At 70.8% G+C, this 20738-nt stretch carries 18 protein-coding genes; 5 read left to right on the forward strand and 13 right to left on the reverse strand.

Annotated elements, in window-relative coordinates; genetic code table 11:
- Positions 1 to 219 precede the first annotated feature (219 nt).
- Positions 220 to 2055: an arabinofuranosidase catalytic domain-containing protein gene (locus tag ACWC2T_RS14950; protein WP_450670782.1), complete on the forward strand. Its 1836-nt coding sequence runs from the start codon at positions 220 to 222 to the stop codon at positions 2053 to 2055.
- A 5-nt stretch (positions 2056 to 2060) separates the two neighbouring features.
- Here the strand turns inward: ACWC2T_RS14950 and ACWC2T_RS14955 are convergent, their stop codons facing one another.
- Together ACWC2T_RS14955 and ACWC2T_RS14960 are read right to left on the reverse strand one after the other, a co-directional pair.
- Positions 2061 to 3707 carry an APC family permease gene (locus tag ACWC2T_RS14955; protein ID WP_450670783.1) on the reverse strand — a complete coding sequence of 549 codons (1647 nt, stop codon included), beginning with the start codon at positions 3705 to 3707 and terminating at the stop codon, positions 2061 to 2063.
- Between the two features lie 126 nt (positions 3708 to 3833).
- A complete protein-coding gene (locus ACWC2T_RS14960) occupies positions 3834 to 4769 on the reverse strand; it encodes a trypsin-like serine peptidase (RefSeq protein ID WP_450670784.1) in 936 nt (311 codons plus the stop codon).
- A 394-nt stretch (positions 4770 to 5163) separates the two neighbouring features.
- Here ACWC2T_RS14960 and ACWC2T_RS14965 point away from each other — a divergent pair, with 394 nt between their 5' ends.
- Complete coding sequence (locus ACWC2T_RS14965; protein WP_450670785.1) at positions 5164 to 5469, forward strand: hypothetical protein; 306 nt, start codon at positions 5164 to 5166, stop codon at positions 5467 to 5469.
- Between the two features lie 28 nt (positions 5470 to 5497).
- On the opposite strand, the gene ACWC2T_RS14970 is transcribed toward ACWC2T_RS14965, so the two are convergent.
- On the reverse strand, positions 5498 to 5728 hold the full coding sequence (locus ACWC2T_RS14970; protein ID WP_450670786.1) for a hypothetical protein: 231 nt from the start codon (positions 5726 to 5728) through the stop codon (positions 5498 to 5500).
- 121 nt (positions 5729 to 5849) lie between these two features.
- Complete coding sequence (locus ACWC2T_RS14975; protein WP_450670787.1) at positions 5850 to 7823, reverse strand: GTP-binding protein; 1974 nt, start codon at positions 7821 to 7823, stop codon at positions 5850 to 5852.
- Positions 7824 to 8149: 326 nt separating this feature from the next.
- Between ACWC2T_RS14975 and ACWC2T_RS14980 the strand changes: the two genes are divergently transcribed.
- Positions 8150 to 8539: a RidA family protein gene (locus ACWC2T_RS14980; RefSeq protein WP_450670788.1), complete on the forward strand. Its 390-nt coding sequence runs from the start codon at positions 8150 to 8152 to the stop codon at positions 8537 to 8539.
- A gap of 512 nt (positions 8540 to 9051) precedes the next feature.
- Here the strand turns inward: ACWC2T_RS14980 and ACWC2T_RS14985 are convergent.
- The 9 genes from ACWC2T_RS14985 to ACWC2T_RS15025 all read right to left on the reverse strand — a co-directional run bounded on the left by ACWC2T_RS14985 (position 9052) and on the right by ACWC2T_RS15025 (position 18983).
- Entirely contained in the window at positions 9052 to 10320 is a 1269-nt protein-coding gene (locus ACWC2T_RS14985; RefSeq protein ID WP_450670789.1) for a hypothetical protein, read from the reverse strand.
- Positions 10321 to 10882: 562 nt separating this feature from the next.
- Positions 10883 to 11764, reverse strand: coding sequence for a DMT family transporter (locus ACWC2T_RS14990; RefSeq protein WP_450670790.1), 882 nt, complete (start codon positions 11762 to 11764; stop codon positions 10883 to 10885).
- A 184-nt stretch (positions 11765 to 11948) separates the two neighbouring features.
- Positions 11949 to 13697 (reverse strand): carbohydrate binding domain-containing protein, encoded by a 1749-nt coding sequence (locus ACWC2T_RS14995; protein ID WP_450670791.1) that lies wholly within the window; start codon positions 13695 to 13697, stop codon positions 11949 to 11951.
- Positions 13698 to 13921: 224 nt separating this feature from the next.
- Positions 13922 to 14203 (reverse strand): hypothetical protein, encoded by a 282-nt coding sequence (locus tag ACWC2T_RS15000; RefSeq protein WP_450670792.1) that lies wholly within the window; start codon positions 14201 to 14203, stop codon positions 13922 to 13924.
- 78 nt (positions 14204 to 14281) lie between these two features.
- The gene (locus tag ACWC2T_RS15005) at positions 14282 to 14962 is read right to left on the reverse strand and encodes a maleylpyruvate isomerase N-terminal domain-containing protein (protein ID WP_450670793.1); all 681 of its coding nucleotides are present in this window, start codon (positions 14960 to 14962) and stop codon (positions 14282 to 14284) included.
- Between the two features lie 31 nt (positions 14963 to 14993).
- Positions 14994 to 15809 (reverse strand): ABC transporter permease, encoded by an 816-nt coding sequence (locus ACWC2T_RS15010; RefSeq protein ID WP_450670794.1) that lies wholly within the window; start codon positions 15807 to 15809, stop codon positions 14994 to 14996.
- A 12-nt stretch (positions 15810 to 15821) separates the two neighbouring features.
- Complete coding sequence (locus ACWC2T_RS15015; protein ID WP_450670795.1) at positions 15822 to 16715, reverse strand: ABC transporter permease; 894 nt, start codon at positions 16713 to 16715, stop codon at positions 15822 to 15824.
- Positions 16716 to 16718: 3 nt separating this feature from the next.
- On the reverse strand, positions 16719 to 17915 hold the full coding sequence (locus ACWC2T_RS15020; protein ID WP_450670796.1) for an ABC transporter substrate-binding protein: 1197 nt from the start codon (positions 17913 to 17915) through the stop codon (positions 16719 to 16721).
- A gap of 36 nt (positions 17916 to 17951) precedes the next feature.
- Positions 17952 to 18983 (reverse strand): ABC transporter ATP-binding protein, encoded by a 1032-nt coding sequence (locus tag ACWC2T_RS15025; protein ID WP_450670797.1) that lies wholly within the window; start codon positions 18981 to 18983, stop codon positions 17952 to 17954.
- A 141-nt stretch (positions 18984 to 19124) separates the two neighbouring features.
- On the opposite strand from ACWC2T_RS15025, the gene ACWC2T_RS15030 reads away from it, so the two are divergent.
- Both ACWC2T_RS15030 and ACWC2T_RS15035 read left to right on the forward strand, forming a co-directional pair.
- The gene (locus tag ACWC2T_RS15030) at positions 19125 to 19850 is read left to right on the forward strand and encodes a FadR/GntR family transcriptional regulator (protein ID WP_450670918.1); all 726 of its coding nucleotides are present in this window, start codon (positions 19125 to 19127) and stop codon (positions 19848 to 19850) included.
- 37 nt (positions 19851 to 19887) lie between these two features.
- Positions 19888 to 20649: a PDC sensor domain-containing protein gene (locus tag ACWC2T_RS15035; protein WP_450670798.1), complete on the forward strand. Its 762-nt coding sequence runs from the start codon at positions 19888 to 19890 to the stop codon at positions 20647 to 20649.
- Positions 20650 to 20738: the final 89 nt, after the last annotated feature.

The following is a 20738-nucleotide window of genomic DNA, read 5'->3' on the forward strand; positions in this document are numbered from 1 at the left end:
CCTGCTGTCAAGGACGCGCGGTGCAGAACCAGCCGTTCGCCTGACAGAACGTCACATTTGCTGGACAATCGCCGAGTTGGCTCAAGTCCAAAACTTTTCATAAGGCCAAAGCCACAAATCTTGACGGCAACCACCATGGTGCGTACGTTCCGCAACTGCCGCTCCGGCGCTCGACCCCGACTGCTCCCAGCCCCCGATCACCCCCATCGAGGAGCCAGCATGCGCGGAAGCCCCAGATCACTCGTGTCGCTCCTGGCCGTCATCGGCCTCGCCCTGGGCGCGTTGCTCGGCATGCCCGGACCGTCACAGGCCGCGGGTTCGCTGCCCTGTGACCTCTACGGCGCCGCCGGAAGCCCCTGCGTCGCCGCGCACAGCACGGTGCGCGCGCTCTTCTCCTCCTACGACGGCCCGCTGTACCGGGTCACCCGCGCCTCCGACGGGGCCGGCGCCGACATCGGGCCGCTGTCCCCGGGCGGTTATGCCGACGCGGCGCAGCAGGACAGGTTCTGCGCGGACACCACATGCGCCATCACGAAGATCTACGACCAGACCTCCCGGCACAACGACCTCACCCCGGGCCCGGCGGGTACCTCCGGCATGGGCGCGGACCGGGGAGCGGACGCGTCCGAGATCGCCGTCACCGCCGGCGGACACAAGGTGTACGGCGTGTGGATCTCACCGGGAGTCGGTTACCGGTCCACGGGTGCCGCCTCCGGTGTCGCCGTGAACGGACAAGCGGAGGGCGCCTACATGGTGGCCAGCGGCACCCACGTGGGCTCCGCCTGCTGCTTCGACTACGGCAACGCCGAGAGCACACCGGCCGACACCGGCAACGGCCACATGGACGCGGTCAGCCTCGCGACCACCTGCTACTTCGCTCCGTGCACCGGCTCCGGGCCCTGGGTCGAGGCCGACCTGGAGAACGGCATGTTCCAGGGCGACAACGGCTCCAACACCGCCAACCGGGGCAACGGCAGCACCTTCGTCACCGCCGTGCTGAAGAACGACGGGCAGACGCGGTACGCGCTCAAGGGCGGCGACGCACAGTCGGGAGCGCTCACGACGTGGTGGGACGGCGCGCTGCCGACCCGCGGCGGCTACCGGCCCATGCACCAGGAGGGCGGCATCATCCTCGGCACCGGCGGTGACAACAGCAACTGGAACATGGGCACGTTCTTCGAGGGCGTGATGGTCTCCGGCTACCCGACCGACGCCGCCGAGAACGCCGTCCAGGCGAACATCGTCTCAGTCGGCTACTCCGGTGAGACGAACGTCCCGGGCGGCCCCCAGGGCACCATCACCGGCCCCGGCGGCAAGTGCGTCGACGTGGCCGCCGACGACACCGGCACCGACGGCGCGGCCGTGCAGCTGTGGGACTGCCAGTCCTACGCGGAGGACCAGCACTGGACGCACTACGCCGACGGAAGCCTGCGCACGCTGGGCCGGTGTCTGGACATCGACGGCAACGGGACGGCGGCTGGTACGAAGGTGGAGTTGTGGGACTGCAATGGTGTGGGTGGGCAGAAGTGGGTGCAGCAGGGTGATGGTTCGTTGCTGAATCCTCAGTCGGGGCGGTGTCTTGACTCTCCCAGTGGTGCGACGGGCAATGGCACGCGGTTGCAGATCTGGGACTGCAACGGCTCGGCGGCCCAGAAGTTCTCGGTCGACGGGGGTGCCCCGGTCGCGGGACCGGGCGGCAAGTGCGTCGACGTGGCGGCCGACGACACCGGCACCGACGGGGCCGCCGTACAACTGTGGGACTGCCAGTCCTGGGCGGTCGACCAGCACTGGTACCACCGCAGCGACGGCTCCCTCGGCACGCTGGGCCGGTGTCTGGACATCGACGGCAACGGGACGGCGGCTGGTACGAAGGTGGAGTTGTGGGACTGCAATGGTGTGGGTGGGCAGAAGTGGGTGCAGCAGGGTGATGGTTCGTTGCTGAATCCTCAGTCGGGGCGGTGTCTTGACTCTCCCAGTGGTGCGACGGGCAATGGCACGCGGTTGCAGATCTGGGACTGCAACGGCTCGGCGGCCCAGAAGTTCCGGCTGGGCTGACGGAGTCAGAGGATGTCCTCCTCCTCCGGCACGACCACCTGGTCGATCAGCCGCTGGATCTGCTCGCTGGGCAGGGCGACCGCCATGGCCCAGTAGTAGACGACGAGGCTGAACGCGGCCGTGACGCCGATGTCCCACCACAGCGGGAACCAGGGGTGCTTCAGCGGCCCGAAGTCGCTGAGGTAGACGATGAGCCCCATGCCCACCAGGTAGACCGGCAGCCACTGCGCGGCGCGCAGGTCCAGCTGGGGGGTGATGGGGTTCATCTTGAACACCCGGTTCGCGATCAGGATGACGTAGCCGATCAGGATGGCGACGCCGAGCTTCCAGTCGGTGGTCCAACCCGACCACAGGATCAGCAGGTTGGCGACGACGAAGGCGAGCGGCGACAGCACGCCGCCGACGGGCAGCCGGTAGGGACGGTGGGCCTCGGGCAGCCGGTTGCGGAACACCCCGAAGGAGAGCGGCGCACCGGCGTACATCAGCACGCTGGCGCTGGTGATCAGGCCGACCAGGGAACGCCAGCTGGGGAAGGGCAGGAAGCAGATGCAGCCGACCACGAAGGCGGTGATCAGCCCGACCCAGGGAACGCCGCGCCGGTTGGTGTTCTCGAAGGCGGAGGGCACGTAACCGTTACGGCTGAGGCCGTACGACACCCGGGAGGAGCCGGTGATGTAGATCAGTCCGGTACCGGCGGGGGAGATCACGGCGTCGAGATAGAGGACCGTCGCCAGCCAGCCCAGGCTGATGAGCGTGGCGACCTGCGCGAACGGCCCGCTCAGTGCGGTGAACGCGGAGTTGGCCCAGTGGCTGCCGATCTGCGAGGCGGGCAGCGCGGCGAGGAAGGTGACCTGCAGCAGGATGTAGATCAGGATGCCGATGACGATCGACCCGATCACCGCCCGCGGGATGTCCCGCTTGGGGTTGGCACTCTCGCCGGCGAGCTGGTCGGCCTGCTCGAAGCCCAGCAGCGCGAAGATGATGCCGCTGGTGGAGACGGCGGACAGGATGCCCTTGGCCCCGTACGGATTGAAACCGTCCGCCGCAGTGAAGTTGGCGGTGTGGAACTGGGCGACGGCGAACACGAAGATCGTCAGCAGGGGGATGCCGACCTTCCACCAGGTCGCGGCGCTGTTGGTCCGGGCCAGGAGCCGGATGCTGAGGAAGTTGATGGCGGTGATGACGGCCATCAGCCCGATCGCGACGGCGATGCCGGGCGCGGTCAGGACGTGCTCGCCGCCCTTGACCTTCTCCCAGCCGCTCGCCCAGGAGTAGTGCTGGCCGTAGGTGATCATCGCCAGCACCTCGATGGGCGCCACGGTGGCTGCCTGCAGCCAGGAGAACCAGCCGAACGACGCGCCGGCGGCGCCGCCGAAGGCGTAGTGCGGGAAGCGCGCGGTGCCGCCCGAGACCGGGTACATGCCGCCGAGCTCCGCGTGCACCAGCGCCAGGATCAGGATCGCAACACCGCCGATGGCCCAGGAGATGATCGCCGCGGGCCCGGCGGCGGCCAGGGCACCCTGCGCGCCGAACAGCCACCCGGATCCGATGATCGAGCCCTCCGAGGCCCAGATGAGTCCGACAAAACCGATCTCACGCCGAAGCCCCGGTTTGCGGGTCTTCGGGCCAGGTGTTGCCTCTGACACGGCCATGGGCCACCCCCTCGATAGGGTGATATGCATCACTATCGTGCCACGCTGACGCGGTCATGGCGCTCGGCGTGCACGCACAGGTTTCTGACGCGGTTGTGCCTGCCGACGAGCGCCCGCAATCGTCGGTCAACCGGAGACCAGGTGAGGTCCGGCCGGTGGCGCGCCGGTGGCCGCCGCGCGGTAGAGGGCCCGGGTGTCGGTGCCGAAGTAGGCGCTGTAGGAGATCTGCGGTGTGTTGCCGCCGGTGTGGTAGCCGCCGATCACCCCGACGACGGCCCATCCACCGGGCCAGGGCACGAGCATGGGGCCACCGCTGGTCCCGCCCACGAAGGCGTCGCAGGCGATGCGCGGGAAGGTGCCCGGGTCGGCCGGGTCGTCGCTGTCCCACCGGGTGGTCCAGCTCCAGCACTCCAGGGGCTTCTCCGCCCCCGCCGGATAGCCGATCATCCGTACCGGGGCGTGGTAGTAGCCGGTCCCGGTGAGCAGCCACACTCCACCGACGGCGTCCTCCAGGAGCGTCCCGTCCTGGTTGGGCTCGGTGACCGCGAAGGCGAAGTCGTAGCCGGCGCCCGCGTGTTCACCGAGGTCGTAGTACTGCTGCGGGACGTAGACGCCGTCGGTCCGCACGGGGAAGACGCCGAACGGCTTGAGCCCGTCGTGGTACTGCGGGACGAAGGCCAGGTGCCGCTTGGGTGAGGTGCCCGCATAGCCCTTCAGACAGTGGCCGGCGCTCAGGACGAGGTCATGGCCGGGGCTGCGCACGACGGAGCCGCTGCATGTGCGGCCGGTACCGGTGGCGTCCGTCCAGAAGAAGGTGCCGGCCTCGGGGATGCCGTCGAAGCTCCTGCTGGGCGGGATGTACTCGCCCGGCCGGGGCCCGTCCACGGCAGGGGACGCACCGGTCGCCGCCGTACCGGCGGCCTTGAGGGCGTCGACGGGCAGCGCGGCGTCCATACGGGCCGGCGTCCAGTACCTGTCGAGCTGATCGGCGACCGGGTTCGGGTCGGCCTTGGCCGTGTCGGCCGATGCCGGCGTGGTGTCGGCGGCCGCCGTGACCGTCACGGCGGATGCCGTGGTGGTGAGGCCGGTACAGAGCAGTAGGGCTGCCGCACAGACGGCTGCGTATCGCGCGATCCTGGTCCCGGGCACCATGAATTCCCCTCAGAACGGACGCAACTGACGGCCCACCATAAGCCGACGGCCGCGGGCGGCACAGTGTCCGCGGCCGTATCGGGCGCACCGGAGGCAGACGAATCCAGCCGGCACGTGCAGGCGTGACGCCGGTCGGCTCGCCGAGCGCGGCGGGGGTACGGTCGACTTCGCGTTGCCGTTCGCGAGGCCGGCCGCGGTCTCCCGGAGGCTCTCGGGGCGGTCCTGGAATGAGGCGCGAGCTGCGGGGTACACGCTCGTACCCGGAAACGGACGAGGTCATCGGCCCGACCGGAAGGAGGAGGCCATGAGGAAGCTGATGCTGATGAGGAACGCGGGCGCGGCCGGTGCCGCCACCGCGATGGCCGCGGGCGCGCTCCTCGCCGGTGGCAGTCCCGCGGCGGCCGCTCCCGGGGCTCCCGGACAGACGGCCGTCGGCGCCACTGTGCTGCCCACCGGGCATGGCGGGCACCGCCACCGCAGTCTGCAGTGCATCGACCCGTGGGTCGCCGGCCAGCTGGCGGTGTTCCACCCCGCCGCCCGGCACCGCCTGGCGGTGTTCGACCCTTGGATCAAGGACCAGCTGGCGCGCTACACCTCTGCCTCCTGCTAGCCCCACTGCCTTTCCGGCGGCGCAGCGGTCACTTCTCGAACGCCATGTCCGGGTACTTCGGAGACGGTCCCTCCAGCTGTTCGCCGTGGGCGGCGAGAGCCTCGGCATGTCCGCCCTGGGCGCGCATCGCGCTCGCGGCGACGCTCAGGGCCAGCGGTGCGTAGGAATGGAGACGCAGCACGGACCGGGCCCCGGCCACGGCGCGTGTCTCGGCCCTCACCCGCCGGGCCGCTGGTCGCTGCCGTATGATCACCGGCAAGGCGGGATCGTAGCACAGAGGTAGTGCGCCGCGACATCATCTCGGAGGACGTCGGTTCGAATCCGACCGCCCCGCCCCTCCCAGCACCGGCCTTGGTCACCCTGCGGCCGACCCCTGCGACTCACACCCTCCGGTGCGCGTGCAGCAGGTATTCCTCGCGGTGCAGCGGGTTGTGATCGGTGCGCTCGCGGCTTCGCGGAGCCGTGGCCGGGCGGTGGTGGTCGAAGGCCGTCTCCAGGACGCCCTCGCCGCCGGTGAGTTCGGGCAGCTCGGCTTCCAGACCGTGCACCTCGTCCGCGGGGATATGGCCCTCGACGACGTACGCCTCCCCGAGCGCCGTCGGCGGGTCCGTGAGGGCGCGGCGGCGGGCCAGGGCCGGTGACACGGCCGCGTAGGCGTCCTGCGGGAACTCCAGGCGGAAGCGGTGCATCGGCTCGTGCACGACTGTCCCGGCCCGGCGCAGCGCGGTCATCAGGACCAGCGGGGTCAGGCCGCGGAACTCGCCGGCCGTGCTGCGGATGCTGCAGAAGCCCGAGTGGGTCATCGTCACCACGCAGTCGGGTACCTGCCAGCCGTACAGACCCTGCCGCAGCGTGGCGTGGACCGTCTCCTCGACGGCGCGCATGTAGCCCAGCGGGAGCGAGCCGAGTTCGACTTCCCGGCGGAAGACGACGCCGCCGCCGGCCGGGCCCGGCTCCACCCGCAGCCCCACGGTGGCCAGGAACGGGTTCCCGTCGTGGTCGAGGATCTCGTACGCGGTGCCGGTCCCGGTGACGCGCTCCACGCAGATCGGGGTGGTCTCCCGGAACGTGACCGCGAGCCCGTACTCCTCGGCCAGCGTGGTGGCGAGGACCTCCTTCTGCACCTCGCCGTACAGGGAGACGGACAGCTCCCGCCCCTCCGGATCCTGGCGCAGCCCGATCAGCGGGTCCTGCTCGGCGAGTTGGGTCAGAGCCAGGTGCAGGGCGCCCTTGTCGGCCGGGTCGGCGGGCACCACGACCGTCTCCAGCGAAGGCGGCGCGAAGACCTGTTGGTACGGGCGGTCGTCCGGCTCCCGGCCGATCACGTCCCCGATCCGGACGTCGGCGAGACCCCGCAGCAGGGCGATCCGACCGGCTCCTACCGACACCCGGCGCTCCACCGTGCCCCGGTCGAAGACGGCCAGGTCCGTGACCTTGCCCTCGCGCCCCGCGACCGGGACGCGCTCGCGGACCCTGAGTTCTCCGGAGAACAGCCGGGCGTACGCGACCTTCTCGCCACTGCCGCCGCGCTCCACCTTGAACACCCGTCCCGACAGCGGCCCTTCGCCATCACCGCACCCGGCGGGCAGGAATTCCCGTACGCCCTCGATGAGTTCGGCGATGCCGGTACCGGTGATCGCCGAGCCGACGTAGACGGGATGGATCTGCCCGCGGCGCGTCTGTGCGGCGAGCGCGGCACGCAGCCGCTCGTACGTGACGGAGCGCGCGTCGGTGACGTACGCGCCGAGCAGGGTGTCGTCGTGGTGGGTGAGCGCGTCCAGGAGACTCCGTGTGAAGGTGGTGTCCTGCGGAGCGAAGGCCTCGGCCCGTGCCTCGGCTGTGCCGAGGCCGGCGACGATCCGCCCCATGGGGATCACGGGCACGTCGAGCCTGCGCTCGATCTCGCGCAGCACGCGTCCGTCGTCGGCGCCGCGCCGGTCGGCCTTGTTGATGAACAGCAGGGTGGGGATGCCCAGCCGTTTCAGTGTCCGCATCAGCAGGCGGGTCTGCGGCTGTACGCCCTCCACGGCGGACACGACGAGCACCGCGCCGTCCAGTACGCCGAGGACGCGTTCGACCTCGGCGATGAAATCCGGATGTCCCGGGGTGTCGACCAGGTTCACGGAGACGGCCGAACCGCCGTCGCCGAGGAGGAAGTTGGCGACCGCCGTCTTGATGGTGATGCCACGGCGGCGTTCCAGCTCCAGGCTGTCGGTGCGAGTGCTGCCCGCGTCGACGCTGCCGATCTCGTCGATGACCCCGGCCGCGTACAGCAGCCGCTCGGTCAGGCTTGTCTTACCGGCGTCGACGTGCGCCAGGATCCCCAGGTTCAGCGTGCGAGACGTAGTACGCACAGAGTGTCATGTCCTTCGGATTGATGGTCATTCCTTTCGCGTGGGACATGAACAGTCGGCGCATCGGTCGGCTCCTTGGTCACAGAGGGCTGCTGCGGCAAGCCTGGCACACCGGACATCGCCCGGCGAGGCAATTTCGGCGCGGGGGTGATCGTGCTGTGCGTCGCGCGGAAGTCCCGGCGTACCGCATCCCACCAGTGGTGGTTGTCGGCCTGCGTGCGCATGTCGGGTGGTGGGAGCTACGGACCGTTCATGTCCCCGGAGACATCAGCCCGTCCAGAAAGCCGCATTGGACGTATCGACGCTGGTCACTTAACGTTCCGCGCATGACGGAGCGACGTGCGATCCTCAGCGGGTCGACCTTCGAGGAGCAGATCGGTTACGCCCGTGCCGTGGTCGACGGTGACTGGGTGCATGTGTCCGGGACCACCGGGTTCGACTACACCACCATGACGATCTCGGACGACGTCGTGGAGCAGGCCGAGCAGTGTCTGCGCAACATCGAGGCCGCGCTCACCGAGGCGAAGTGCACCTTCGCCGACGTGGTGCGGGTGCGCTATCTGCTGCCGGACCGCACGGACTTCGAGCCCTGCTGGCCGGTGCTGCGCCGCTGCTTCGGCGCCGTCCGCCCGGCCGCCACCATGATGGAGTGCGGCCTCGCCGATCCGCGCGTGAAGATCGAGATCGAGGTGGACGCCCGCCTGCGCGCCGCTTGATCCAGGCCGCGTCATGGCAGGGGCCCGCGGTCCACGAATCCCGCCCGGGCTCACGACGCCAGGCTCCCCGGCTCACGACACCAGGCCGCCCCTGCTCACGAGGTCAAGCCTGCCCCAGGCTCAGGACACCAGGCCCGTCGCCCGCCCCGCCGTTCCCCTTGCTCGCCGCGTCGCAGGATCCGCGCTCATGGGACAGGAGCCAGGGCCGGGGCCCCTGACGACCCGCCGTACGATCCGCAGGTCGGCCGGGGCCCGCCCGCCGCCAGTTCGAAGGCCCGGGCCATCCGCTGCCCTGCCTCCTCGGCCCACAGCCGGGCCCATGAGGGCTCGGGTCGGCCCCGGTGGACGGCGTCGCCCTCCGGCGGCTCCCCGGCCCGCACGGCCACCAGCGCGCGGCCGGTTCTGCGGACGTCCAGGATGCCGCGGCGCAACGCGGCCAGCCCGGCGAGCGAGTCGCCGGCGGAGAGTGGCCTGATCGGGCGGTGGCGGATCGGTGCGCAGGGGAGGCCGGTTCAGCCCTCCTCATCCCGCTGCCCGGTGGCGTCCGCCCGGCTCCCTGCTCGCTGCGCGGGGCGGAGGAACTCCGTCCACCCGCCCTCCGGCTTCTCGCCGACCTCGAGACTGCGCAACTTCGCGAGAATCTCGGGGTCCTGGGCGTCGAGCCAGTCGACGAACTGCCGGAAGGAGACGAGACGCACGTCTTCCCGGCCGGCGATCTGCCTGAGCGCCTCCTCGGCCGCATCCATGTAGATGCCGCCGTTCCACTGCTCGAAGTGGCTGCCGATGAACAGCGGCGCCCGGTTGGTCTCGTACGCCCGCTGGAATCCGGCCAGGTACGACTGCGTCGCCTGGGCGCGCCAGTAGGGGTAGTTGTAGGAAGGTGCCCGCGTCGAGGTCTTGGACTGGTTCGCCAGCATGTTGTAGTCCATGGACAGCACCTCGAAGGTGTGCCCGGGAAAGGGAATGCTCTGCAGCGGCAGGTCCCAGAGGCCGCCCCGTTTCCTCGGCCAGCGTTGCAGCCCGCCCGGTGAGGAGGCGTCGTAGCGCCAGCCGAGTTCCCGGGCCACCGGCAGCAGGTTCTCCTGCCCGAGCAGACACGGGGTGCGGCCGCCCACGAGTTCCTTGTCGTAGTCGAAGGGGAGCGACGGTTCGTCGTGCCAACCGGTGTGCGTGCGCCACGACTTGACGAAGGACCTCGCCTGCTCGATTTCCGAGGCCCAGTGTGCGGGCGTCCAGTTGGCCACCGATCCGGGGCCGGCGCAGAAGTGCCCGTTGAAGTGCGTGCCGATCTCATGGCCGTCCAGCCAGGCCTGACGGACGTATTTCAGCGTCTCCTTCAGGTGTGCGTCGGTGAGGTAGCCGATGTCCGAGGCCCCGACCGGGTTGTTCGGCGGGTCGTAGAGCCGCTTCCTGTCCTCCGGCAGGAGGTAGAGGCCGGACAGGAAGAAAGTCATGTGCGCGCCGTGGGTGCGGGCGAGCTCCAGGAAGCGCGGGAACAGGCCGGTGCCGAGCTCGCCCGCGCCGTCCCAGGAGAACACCACGAACTGCGGCGGGGTCTGACCCGGTTCGAGGGCCGCGGGCGGCGCCGGCTGGTGCGGCTGGCGTCCGGTGTACGACGTCGAGCCGTCCCCGATCGGCCGGTACGTTCCCTGTTCGTCCGGGCTCCCCGGGGAGCCGTTGGATCCGTCCCGGTCACCGAACGAGGCGAAGGACGCGGCGGCCACACCGATGCCGGCGCCGAGACCGAGGCGTGCCACGCTCCGGCGGCTGATTCCACTCATGGCCACCATCCCAACCCGCGCCCTGCCGCGGTGCGTTGTGCGCACCCTCGGCCGAAACTCCCGTCATCTCGGACGACGATAAGGGAAATAAGCATACAAACTGGTTATTCGGGTGCGGTGTGGCGTGCAAAGGGGCCGCCCAGCACGGCTCGCATCACCCGTCCGGCTCCATGGCGCCCACGTCGGGTCAGCGGAACGCGGCCACGTTTGCGGGCTACCCAGGCGGAGAAGGGGGAGGCGGGGCGGCCGAGCAGGCGCGCCACATCCGTGCCGGCGGCCTGTCGTCCGGAACGACGAAGGGCAGCGCCACACCGGCGAAGGGTGCTGCCGCGATGCAGTGCCGGCGCACCGGCTCGGCCCACCCCAGCGCGTTCGACGCCAGCCCCGCCCGAGCGCAGCACGGTGAACGGCAGCCCCGACTCGACCCCGGCCTGATGGCCGCCCAGGGCGAACGCCTGCAGGCGCGGATCGACGGGATCGCGCAGGGGCAGGGAAGCGCAGGGGCCGATCCCGGGCGGGAAACAGGGGAGCGTCCGTGTGCGTCCTCGTGCGCCGATCCTGGTCAGGTCGCCAGGTCCCGTTCCTCCACCGCCACCGGCACCACCGTGATGTGCTGGACGGCCCGGCTGAGCACCAGCACACCCCCGATGATCAGCAGGGCGCCCGCCGCCTCCGGGAGCAGCAACCAGCCCATGCGGATCCGCTCCCCGAACAGGGTCATGCCGAGCGTCAGGCTCACCACCGCGTCTCCGATGGTCAGCGCCGGCTGCGCCGCGGCCAGGGGACCGGCCTGGAGCGCGTTCTCCAGCAGGATCACGGCTGCGATGCCGGCGAGCGCGAAGCCGTACGTCTGCCAGGACCGCAGGAATGCCGCGAATCCGTGGTCCGCGAAGGTCCCGCTGGCCGACTTCAGCAGTGCGGCGGTCAGCGCGTTGCCCGTGGCGGAGGCGGCGGCCAGCAACGCGGCGCGCCGGGCCGGCGAGCGGTCCCCGCCGGCGAGCAGAACCGCCGCGGCCATCCCGCCCAGGCACAGGCACAGCGCCGGGATCCAGCGGATGAGCGGCGCGTGGTCGACGGCGCCGTGCGGGGCGGCGGCGACCAGGAGCGCGGCGAGGCCCGTGACACAGGCGCCGACGCCCCACCAGCCCGAGCGGGGCAGTCGCCGGTGCATCAGCGGGGCGGCGACCAGCAGCGCGAACGGGAGCTCCAGGATGAAGAGCGGCTGGACCAGGGCGAGCGGGCCGTTGACCAGCGCGAGGCTCTGGAACAGCGCGGCGCAGACCACCCCGCACATGCCGATCATCCACAAGGGCCTGCGCACCAGCTCCGCGAGCAGCCGCAGCCCCCCGCGGCTGCTCGCCGACGCGGCCTTGCGCTGGAAAGCGGTGCCCACGGCGTTGCTCGCCGCCCCCGCGACGGCGAACGCCGCGGCCAGTCCGATCACGACCGTCTCCTGCCTGCGGGAGGCCTCCCGGAGGAGCTTCGGTCTCTTCAGCCTACGGAAGGCGGCGTCCGGACGCCGGGCGACGACCCCCGCTGCCGACCGGTGGATCGCATGGACCGGCCCCGCCCGGCTGATCGCCGAGCGGGGCCGGTCGCAAAGGTGGATCAGCGTGGATCAGCGTGGATCAGCTCAGGGTGAGGTCGTCGGCGTAGACCGCGCCCTGGCCGTACCAGCCGTGGACGTACACCGTAACCGTGCCCGAGGCGCCGGTCGTGAACGGAACCGTGAGCTTCGACCACGACGAGGACGAGGCCCAGGTGCTGGCCGTCGCGCCGCCGCTGACGCCGAGATAGGCGTACGGGCCCTGCACCCAGCCGCTCAGCTTGTAGGACGTGTTGGGCTTGAGGGTGAGCGTCTGTGCGCACTGGCCGGTCTGCGAGGCGGACGGCACGGTCTTCAGCGCGTGGGAGCCGCCGTGCACGGGCGAGGAGACCACCGTGGCACCGGTGTCGCAGGTCCACGGCGCGAGCGAGCCCGTCTCGAAGTCGCCGTCGGCCAGAACGGCGGTGCCGCCGGACCCCTTCACCGCCAGGGTGAACGTGGAGCTGTGCCGGGTCGGGCCCGCCGTGCCGGTGACGGTCAGGGGGTAGGAGCCGGGTGCCGTGCCGGCGGCGGTCTTCACGGTGAGCGTGGACGTGCCGCCCGCGGTGACCGAGGACGGGCTGAGGGAGGCGGTCACTCCGCTGGGCGCGCCGCTCACCGCCAGGTCTACCGCCCGTGCGCTACCCGAGGTCACCGAGGTCTTCACCGTCGCGGTCGCGGTCGCGCCGGGGTCGACCGAGGCGGTGGCGGGGGAGAGGGAGACCGAGAAGTCGTCGGTCGGCGGGGTCGTCGTACCACCGGTGAAGGGCGCGAAGGTGTGGGTGAAGTACCAGGTGTCCTGGGCGATCCCCGAGCAGGTGTCCGAGGCGCTGCCGCCGGGGCAGCCGCCGTTGTCGCGCTGGAGGGCCCAGAAGGACAGGGTGTTGATGCCCTTCGCCACCGCCCAGTCGTACACCGTGGGGGCGTCGGCGGTGGTGAAGGTCTCCGCCGGGCCGTAGTCGTCCACGCCGGGCATCTCGGTGACGCCGACCGTGTTCCACAGCTGACTGTCCGACAGGTTAGGGTAGAGAGCGGCCAGTTGGTCGTGCAATCCGCTCGCGGCCGTCTCGGTGTCGGTGGCCATGTGGTGGGTGGCGCCGTCGTAGTAGTCGAACGTCATGATGTTGACGACGTCGATCCTGGCGCCCGCGCTCTTGGCACTGCGCAGCACGGCGAGGCCGCTGTCGGCGAGGCCGGTCGTCGTGGTCGGCAGGGTGTAGGAGAACTGCACCGAGCGGCCGTTCGCGGCGGCCCAGTCCTGGACCTTCTTGATGGCCTGGTTGCGGCGGTCGATGCCGGCGGTGTTCGTGAGGGAGTTGTCCTCGACGTCCATGTCGAGCCGGGAGACGTCGTAGGTGGTGATGATCTTCTCGTAGGCGGCGGCGATGGAATCCACGTTCGTGCAGCTGTCGGCGATCTCGGTGCCGCCGTTGTCCGCCGCGTAGCCGCCGAGGGACGGGATCACGTCGCCGCCGCGCGAGCGGATGGTGCTGAAGTCGGCGCCGAAGACGGAGGAGTCCACGGGCGTGCCGGTGCCGCCGTTCCAGTACGGGGTGCAGGAGCCCTTCTTGTCGGTCTGCAGGAAGGCCATGGTCAGGTACTTGGCGCCGGAGGCCTGGGACAGCGCGGCGGGGCTGTCGCCGTTGTAGGCCTCGAAGTAGGGCGCGAACACGTGCGGGGGCAGCGGGGTCGCCGCGTGTGCGGTGCCCCCTGCCCCGAGGGCGAGCCCCGCGGAGGCGGCCAGGGTGGCCAGGCCCGCGAGCAGGGCGCGTACGGGTCTCGGACGTGTCATCGGGTACTCCCGGTTGGCGAACGACGCGGTGCGCCCCGGCCGGGGCTATTGGTCTAGGCCATGATTGGTCTGGACCATGCATCGGTCAAGGTGCGGGAGTCGCCTTTTTGCACGCTCATGAGGGAGTCAAACCGCTTGATGGCGACGGGAGTTGAGGTGTCACCGGGGGCCGCCCGACTTCGGCCCGGCCGCCTCCCGGCCCGTTCTGCCCTCCGTGTGGCCGCTCAGGTGGCGCGGGTGCCGCCTCCCCGGCGGATGCGGCCCAGCAGATCCCGGTGATAGGCGGCGAGTTGCCCGGCGGGCACGGGTGCGGGGCTGCCGGCGAGGGTGTACCAGGTGTCGCTGCCGGAATGCTGGATGGCGACGCGCACGCTGTAACCGTCGGACAGCAGGATGGTGGCCACGGTCAGGTCGCCGGTGATGACGCCGACCTCGTCGGTCATCGCTCCGCCGGGGCCCGCGGTGACCCGGTCGACGTAACTGTTGATGCTCGGTGGGGTGTGCATGGGGCGCAGGCTTCCATCAACCCGGCCTGCGCGCCCCGCACCGCGCAGGTGTCGCCCGCGCGTGTCCCCGTGTTGGCCTCAGCCGAAGAGCGGAAAACGCTTCGCCGCCGCGCCCAGCGCGGTGCGCTCGGCCTCGGTGAGCGGTGCCCGGCCGGTTCCCACGCGCGCGTAGTGCTCGTCGCTCCACTGAGCAGGCGCCGGCCGGCCGAGCAGACCGTCCAGCGTGGCGCGCACCGCGGCCAGCCCCTCGGGCGCCGGACCCGGCGCGTTCGGGAGCCGGACGGTCATGTCCAGGTGGTGGACGGTGGCCTCCACGGCGAGGGTGGTGAGCAGGTCCCGGGCCGTCAGCACGTGCCCCTGGGTGACGACGGCACCGGCGGGGTCGGCGGTCCCGGCGGCGTGCGCGGCCGCGGCCAGCGTCTCCAGGTACAGGCCCTGGAGCTGACCCCAGTCGAGGAACATGCTCGCGCTCACCCGCACCCAGCGCCGTCCGTTCGCCGCGCCCACGGTGTCCGGCCGCCAGTCCTGCCAGTACGTCACCGCGTCCCGGTCCACCGGCTCCCGCGCCGGCGTGTGCAGGGCCACGAGAGCGCGCTGGGCGTCGCTCAGACAGTGGAAGACGAGGTCGCGGACCGCCCAGCCGGTGCAGCCGGTCGGCAGCCACGACTCCTCGTCATCCAGGCCCGCGACCACCGCCGAGGCCGCCTCGTACGCCGCGCGCACCGCCCGCGCCGGGTCGACGCCGTTCCCCGTACTCATACATCCCCCTGTCCATCCGCCGTACAGACTCTCACACCCGGCTCGACGTCGCCGTGTCCGCGGACAGCCGCTGGGCGACGTAGATCGGGATCACCGACAGCAGCACGAGTACCGCGGCCACGACGTTCACCACCGGTGCCTGTTGCGGCCGGGTCATGTTGTCGAAGATCCAGATCGGCAGGGTCTCGATCCCGGGCCCCGCGGTGAACGTGGTGACCACGATCTCGTCGAAGGACAGCGCGAAGGCGAGCAGACCGCCGGCCAGCAGCGCGGAACGGACCAGCGGGAAGGTGACGTCCGCGAAGGCGCGGAAGGTGGTCGCGCCGAGATCCATGGCGGCTTCCTCGTACGAGGCGGCCGTACGGCGCAACCGGGCCACCACGTTGTTGAAGACGATCACGATGCAGAACGTGGCATGGCCGACGATCACCGTGAACAGCCCGAGCCCCACGCCGAGCGGCTCCAGCACCGTCCCGAAGGCCGAGTTGAGGGCGATGCCGGTGACGATGCCGGGCAGCGCGATCGGCAGGACGACGATGAACGACACCGTGTCCCGGCCGAAGAAGCGGTGCCGCGCCACGGCGAACGCGATGAGCGTGCCGAGGACCAGCGCGATCGCGGTCGCGCCCAGCCCCGCCTTCACCGAGACCCACAACGCCTGCCGGGCACCGGAGTTGTGCCCGGCCACCGCCCACCAGTGCCAGGTCAGTCCGGGCGGCGGCCAGCTCGCGCTGCGGTCGGGGTTGAGCGAGTTGACGAGGACGAGCAGCAGCGGGACGTAGATCACCGCGAAACCGAGCCCGGCGCCGGTGCGCAGGACGATGCGCGCGGTGCGGCTGAGATGCATGGCGCTCTTCTCCTACAGGCTGTTGAGTGCACCGGTGCGGCGGATCGCCAGCAGATACAGGACGATCACGACGACGGGGACGGTGCCGAGCGCGGCGGCCATCGGCAGGTTGAGCTCGATGTTGGAGTACACGAGGTTGCCGATCAGCTGGGTCTTGCCGCCGACGATCTGCACGGTGATGTAGTCGCCGAGGCTGAGCGAGAAGGTGAACACCGAACCGGCCGCGACGGAGGGCAGCACCATGGGCAGGACCACCGAGCGGAAGGTCCGCCCGGCCCGCGCCCCGAGATCGGCCGAGGCGTCGAGCAGGCCTGCCGGGAGCTGTTCGAGGGCCGTGTGGATCGGCAGGATCATGTACGGCAGCCACAGGTAGGTCAGGGTGAGGACCGTGGCCGGCAGGCCGAAGCCGGGGCCGCTCAGCCCGAACGGCGCGAGCATCCAGTCGGCGAGGCCGCCCTCCGACAGGATGAGGCGCCAGGCGTACACCTTGACCAGGTAGCTCGCCCACAGCGGGGTGAGGATGGCGACCACGAGCAGCGGACGCCACTTCGGCCTGGCCACGCGCGCGGTGTAGAAGGCGACCGGGAAGGCGATGAGCGCGCACAGCACGGTCACCGCGAGCGCCACGCCCACGCTGCGCAGGATCACCTGACGGAAGACGGGCGTGGTGAACAGCTCGTGGAAGTTGTCCGTCGACCAGACCTTCACCACCTGCGAGGTGAAGGAGTTCGTGGTCCAGAACGCGGAGACGAACAGGACCGCGAGCGAGCCGAGGTAGAGGACGGCCAGCCACAGCAGCGGGGCGGTGAGCAGCAGGGTCAGCCGCAGCCTGGGTCTGCGGTGCAGGCTTCCGGCGAGCCGCCGGACGGTTCCCCGGCCGGCGGCGGTGGTCACGTCGGTCGTCACGGCTCAGCCCTTGATCTCGGTCCAGGCCTGTACCCACTTGGCGTACGGCACGCAACGGACCTCCTTGCGGCCGTCGAGGCACTGCTCGATGGGCGTGTTCCAGAAGGCGATCCTCTTCCAGTAGCTCTCGTCGGCCGCGTGGTAGACCGTGCAGAAGTTCTTGTCACTGGTCTCGGCGCACGCCCTGGAGTTGGCCGGCGCCTCGCCGAAGTACTCGGCGACCTGGGCGTTGACCTTGGGCGAGACGATCCAGTTCAGCCACTTGTAGGCGCAGTTGGGGTGCTTGGCCTTGCTGTACACCATCCAGGTGTCGGACCAGCCGGTCGAACCCTCCTTCGGCACCAGCGCCTTGACCTTGGCGCCCTCGGAGGCGGCGAGGTTGGCGATGACCTGCCAGGTGGTGCCGACCACCGAGTCACCGCTCTTGAAGGCGGAGACCTCCTTGAGGTAGTCGCTCCAGTACTCTCCGACGTTGTGGTTCTGCTGCCTGAGCAGGGCCACGGCCGCGTCGAACTGCTTCTGGTCGAGCGCGTACGGGTCCTTGATCTTCAACTCGGGCTTGGTGGCCTTGAGATAGAGGGCCGCGTCGGCGATGTAGATCGGCGAGTCGTACGCGGTGACGTGCCCCTTGTACCGGGAGGCGTCGTCGAAGACGGCGGACCAGGAGGTGGGTGCCGGCTTGACCTTCTGTGTGTTGTACATCAGCAGGTTGGCGCCCCGGCCGTGCGGGATGCCGTACATCTGCCCCTTGACCGAGTTCCAGGCGCCGTTCTTCAACCCGGCGAAGACGTCCTTGTAGTTGGGGACCAGGGCGGTGTTGACGGGAGCGGCGTCGCCGGAGGCGATCAGGCGCAGGGAGGCGTCGCCGGAGGCGGAGACGGCGTCGTACTCGCCGGTCTTCATCAGCTTGACCATCTCGTCCGAGCTGGCGGCGACCTTGGAGTGGACCTGGCAGCCCGTCTGCTTCTCGAAGTCGCCGACCCAGTTCACCTTCGGGTCGTTGGAGCCGTCCTCGACATAGCCGGCCCAGGCGACCAGATTGACCTGGCCCTCCGTCCTGCCGAGTTTCGTCGGGGCCTTGAGATCGGGCGGGTTGAGCCCGGTGGCGGACGAGCCGCCCGAGCCGGAGGAGTCACAGGCGGCGGCGAGCAGCAGGGCGGCGGCGCAGGCCGCGGTGCGCAGGGTACGGGTGAGGCGCACGGCGTTCTCCATGGGGACGTAGAGGCGGGGGAGAGGTCAGGACGGCAGCCGGACGGCGTGCCGGCGGTGCCAGGTCAGGCGGACCCGGGTGCCGCGGTAGGCGGCGACGTCCTCGGAAGAGGTCTCCAGGTTCTGCTGGAGCGCGGTGAGCCGGCCGCCGCCGTCGAGGTCGACCAGGAAGCGGGTGGCGTCGCCGAGATAGACGGCCTCGGCGACGGTTCCGGTCGCGGTGGCGTGCTCGGGCTCGTCCGCCTCGGCGGACTCCTTCAGGACGCGGATCTTCTCCGGCCGGATGTTGTACGTGCCGGGGGCGCCGATGATCCGGTGGGCCGTCTCTCCGTCGAGCAGGTTCGAGGTGCCGACGAAGGAGGCGACGAAGGGGGTCGCCGGGCGCTCGTAGATCTCGGCGGGTGTGCCGACCTGGGCGATGCGGCCCTGGTCGAAGACGGCGATGCGGTCGCTCATCGTCAGGGCCTCCTCCTGGTCGTGGGTGACGAACACGAAGGTGATGCCGACCTCCCGCTGGAGCGCCTTCAGCTCGACCTGCATCTGCTCGCGCAGCTTCAGGTCGAGGGCGCCGAGCGGCTCGTCCAGCAGCAGCACCCGGGGCCGGCCGACGAGGGCGCGGGCGAGGGCGACGCGCTGGCGCTGCCCGCCGGAGAGCTGGGCGGGACGCCGCTGGCCGTAGCCCTCCAGGCGGACCTCGGCGAGCGCCTTGCGGGCGCGGACGAGCCGTTCGGCCTTCGGCACCCTGCGCACCTTCAGGCCGTAGGCGACGTTCTGTTCGACCGTCATGTGCGGGAAGAGGGCGTAGTCCTGGAACACCGTGTGCACGTCCCGCTCGAACGGGGCGAGGCCGGTGACCTCCTGTCCGGCGAGTTCGATCCGGCCCTGGTCCGGTGTCTCGAACCCGGCGACCAGCCGGAGGACGGTCGTCTTGCCGGATCCGGAAGGGCCGAGCATCGAGAAGAACTCCCCGTCCCGGATTTCCAGATCGACCCCGGCCACGGCGGTCGTCTCGCCGAACGACTTCCGCAGGTCCTGCAGCCGGATCGCAATTCCCTGCATAGGGGAACCTTTCTGGCGCGCTGTACGTTGAAACCGGTTGACCGCAAACATATGAAGTCATAGTTCAATGCCAATGCTCAAGGTCCCCTTAGGGCAAAGCTTGAGTCAACGCATGAGGTGGTGACCGTGAGGCAGTACGAGATGGAGGGCGGCGCCCGCGGGGCCGTCTTCAGCCCGGTGGACAACCGGGCCCGCGTGGACGCGGTCGTCCGCCGCATCGGCGACGCCATCGAGCTGGGTCTCCTCGCCGATGGCGAGCAACTGCCCGGCGAGACCGAGCTGGCCGGCCGGCTCGGCGTCTCCACGGTCACCCTGCGCGAGGCGCTCATGGCCCTGCGGCAACAGGGCCTGGTCACCACACGCCGGGGACGCGGCGGCGGCAGCTTCGTCTCCCTGCCCGAAGTCCCGGCCGAAGACCGGCTCAAGGCCCGGCTGCGCGGCTGGAGCACCGAGGAACTGCGCGACCTGGGCGACCACTGGGCCGCCCTGTCCGGCGCCGCCGCCCGGCTCGCCGCCCAGCGCACCGAACCCCAGGACCTCCATCAACTCCGCCGTACCGTCGAGGAGTTGCCCCAGGCTGAGGACGCGGCGGCACGCAGCCGGCTGTACGGCCGCTTCCATGTGGAGCTCGCGGCGGCCGCCCAGTCCGCCCGGCTCACCCGCGAACAGGTCGGCCTGCAGAGCGAGATCGGTGCCCTGCTGTGTCTGGTCCTGGCCGACGACGCGTTTCGTGAAGAAGTTGCGGACCGTCACCGCGCCGTGATCTCCGCCGTGCAGGATGGGGCCCACGAAACGGCCGGCACGCTGGCCGAGCGGTGCGTCAGGCAGTCGACGGCGCGGCTCGTCGCCGTACGCCTGACCCTCTGACCGCGCCGCGTCAGGTTCCCGTCCGCTGGAGGACACCATGGGCCGGAGCCCCGCGCTCACCACCCTCGACACGGAAGCCGGGACGTGGGTGGCCGCACAGATCGGCGGTGCGCTGGAGGCCGTCTTCGAGACGGTGGCCGCGACCCGCGCCGACACCGAAGCCCTGCTCGGCAAAGTGGTCGCGGAGGGCCGCCGGCCCGCCAGCGCCGACCTCGCCGCCCTACGGCCCGGCCTGCACGTCCACCTGACCCGTGAGGAACTCGTCTCCGGCGTCGGCTTCGTCGCGGCGCCCGGCCTGCTGACGGACGTGCCCGCCTGGCTGGAGTGGTGGCAGTCCGGCGCCGACGGCGAGGTACGCCCGCTCCTGCTGGACCTCGATCCCGGCCAGTCGGCGTACTCCGACTACACGCACTGGGACTGGTTCGCGCTGCCCCGCGACACCGGGCGCCGGGCGGTGGCCGGACCGTACGTCGACTACCTCTGTTCCGACGAGTACAGCCTGACCCTCTCCGAACCCGTCCGGCTCCAGGGCCGGTTCGCCGGAGTGGCCGCCGCCGACGTCTATCTGCGGCACTTCGAGGCGGCCGTCCTCCCCCTCCTGCGCCGTCTGTCCCGCCCTGCCCACCTGGTGAACGCCCGGGGCCGGGTCGCCGCCTCCGCCGACCCCGCCCACCTGGCCGGCTCCCTCACCAAGGGCCCGGACTTCGGCGAACTGCTCAGCGCGGCGCGGCCGGGCGCGTACGACGGCATGCGCCTGGTGCCGTGCCGGGGCGTGCCCCTCGTGCTGGTACTTGCCTGAGCCCGAGGAGACGGGCCGAGCGCGCCCCGCTCGTCACCGTCCCCACCCATTGATCCACAACGGTTCGTCCTCCTAGGCTGTGAGGGCCG

The organism is Streptomyces sp. NPDC001393, assembly GCF_053597455.1.